Origin of the sequence: Variovorax sp. OV084 (assembly GCF_900111625.1) — a bacterium.
In the GTDB taxonomy this organism is placed as follows: domain Bacteria; phylum Pseudomonadota; class Gammaproteobacteria; order Burkholderiales; family Burkholderiaceae_C; genus Variovorax.
In genome coordinates this window covers 1-2,476 of the sequence record NZ_FOII01000050.1, presented here as the reverse complement: position 1 = coordinate 2,476, position 2,476 = coordinate 1, and the positions used below count along the sequence as shown (strand labels likewise).

2 protein-coding genes are annotated in these 2,476 nt (G+C 67.4%); both read right to left on the bottom strand.

From position 1 onward, the window contains the following. The coding region (phnY, locus tag BMW87_RS34545) for a phosphonoacetaldehyde dehydrogenase (protein ID WP_093083099.1) at nucleotides 1-1,241 on the bottom strand (1,241 nt) is incomplete at its 3' end. A 23-nt stretch (nucleotides 1,242-1,264) separates the two neighbouring features. After that, nucleotides 1,265-2,476, bottom strand: a 1,212-nt coding sequence (gene phnA / locus BMW87_RS34540; protein ID WP_143062677.1) for a phosphonoacetate hydrolase, incomplete at its 5' end; no start/stop codon positions are given.

Sequence of the window (2,476 nt, the reverse complement as noted above, 5' to 3'; positions counted from 1 at the left end):
GACGACAGCCCGTAGGCCGTGCCGTTGGAGATGCGGATCGCCTCCTCGATCGTCCTGAAGCGGATCACCGGCGACACCGGCCCGAAGGTCTCGTGCCTGGCCACCGTCATCCCGGGGTCCACATGGTCGAGCACCGTCGGCGAATACAGCGCACCGCTGCGCTCATTGCCGTACAGCAGCTTCGCACCCGCCTTGATTGCCTCGTTGACCACCGCCTCGAACTGGATCGCAGCCGCCTCGTCGATCACCGTGCCCATGTCCGTGGCCGGGTCCATCGGGTCGCCGTACTTCAGCGCCTTTGTCTTGGCCAGCAGCAACTCCACGAACCGGTCCGCCACCGCCTCGTGCACCAGCATGCGCTTGATCGCCGTGCAGCGCTGGCCCGAGTTCTTGTACGAGCCGCTGGCCGCCAGCGTGGCCGCCTCCTCGACGTCCGCATCCTCCATCACGATGATCGGGTCATTGCCCCCCAGCTCCAGGATCTGGCGCTTGTACACCGCCTTGCCCGCGATGTACTTGCCGATGGCCACGCCCCCCGTGAAGGTGACCAGGTCCACGTCGGCGCTGGTGAGCATCTCGTCGGCAATCTCGCGCGGATCGCCCGTGATCACCGACAGCATCGGCGGCGGCAGGCCCGCCTCGTACAGGATGTCGGCCAGGATGAAGGCCGTCAGCGGCGTCTTCTCGCTGGGCTTGAGCACCATGCGGTTGTTGGTGGCAATGGAGGGCGCCACCTTGTGGATCACCTGGTTCAGCGGATGGTTGAACGGCGTGATGGCCGTGATCGCACCCTGCAGCGGCTCGCGCAGCGTGTAGACCTTGCGGCTCTTGCCGTGGTGCGTGAGGTCGCAGGAGAACACCTGTCCGTCGTCCACCAGCGCCTGGTTGGCCGCGAACAGCAGCACGTCGGAGGCGCGGCCCACCTCGTACAGCGAGTCCTTGCGGCACAGGCCCGACTCCATCGTGATCACGCGCGAGATCTCGTCCAGGCGCGAGGCGATGATCTCGCCCGCGCGCATCAGGATCTTGTAGCGCTCGTAGCGCGTGAGGGTGGGCTTGTAGTCGCGTGCGATCTTGTAGGCCACCCGCACGTCTTCGAGCGTGGCCTTGGGCACGGTGGCGATCACTTCGCCGGTGTAGGGGTAGGTGACGTCGATCGTGCGGTCGCGGTGAATCCGCTCGCCGGCAATGCGCAGGGCTTCGCGGTGAATGGTGCCTGGCTTCAGGGTGGCTTGGCTCATGGGGGAGTGCTCCGGGCGACGGTTTATTGGGCGTGGTTCAGCGCGAGGTCCAGCGCATCGAAGTTGCGCAGCCGGCGGCTGGCGGCAATGCCGGTGACCGGCCGGTTGCAGATCAGCGGCACGCGCTGCTCCGACACCCCGCCGTGCGAGCGCAGCGGCACTTCCAGCGCCGACAGGTCATGCCGGCTGGCCGAGGTGCCGATGACCGTGCTCTGCTCGCTGACCACCACGATGTCGCCGATGCGGTCGGGCGGCAGCTCGAAGCGCGCGGCCGCGTCCTTGCGCGAGAGCACCAGCTCCATGCCCGGCAGGCGCTGGATGCGCTCGATCCAGCCCGGCACGCGGGCCTCGTCGGGGGCGTACACGGTGGCAAAGGAGCCCAGCGCGCCGTGGTGCACCACGTACGGGTCGGTGATCGGCAGGATCACGCGGGCCTGGTCCTTGCCATACCAGTCGTCGAGCACGTCCTGCAGGTAGATGACCTTGGGCGCGCCGTCGGCGTCGTGCTTGTCGTTCATGCCGTGGTCGGCCGTGAGCACGATGGTGGCGCCCAGCGCATCGAGCTGCGCGAGGTAGCCGTCCATCATGGCGTAGAAGGCGTTGGCCGCGGGGCTGCCTGGGGCGGCCTTGTGCTGCACGTAGTCGGTGGTCGACAGGTACATCAGGTCGGGGCGGCGCGATTCCATGAGCTTCACGCCTGCGGCGAAGACGAACTCCGACAGCTCCGCGCTGTACACCGAGGGCACGGGCATGCCGACCATCTCGACCACGCCGTCGATGCCGTTCTCCTCGATGGTGGCCTGGTCGGCCTTCTCGGACGAGAAGCAGATGCCCTTCATGCGGTGGCCCAGCAGCTTGCGCAGCTTGTCCTTGGCGGTGACCACGGCAAGCGAAGCGCCTGCATCGGCGAAGGCTGCGAGCACGGTGCCGGCGCGCAGGTACTTGGGGTCGTTCATCATGACTTCCTGGCCGAGTTCGCGGTCGAAGAAGTAGTTGCCGCAGATGCCGTGCACGGCCGGCGGTGCGCCGGTGACGATGGACAGGTTGTTCGGGTTGGTGAAGGAGGGCACCACGCAGTCGGCCAGCAGGTCTGCTCCGGTCTTGCGCATGCGCTCGATGCAGGGGGCTACGCCGGCTGCGATGGCCGCGTCCAGGTACGCAGGCTCGCAGCCATCGACGCACACCACCACGACGGGGCGGCTCATCCAGCGGTAGCTGCGGGCATTGACTTCGAG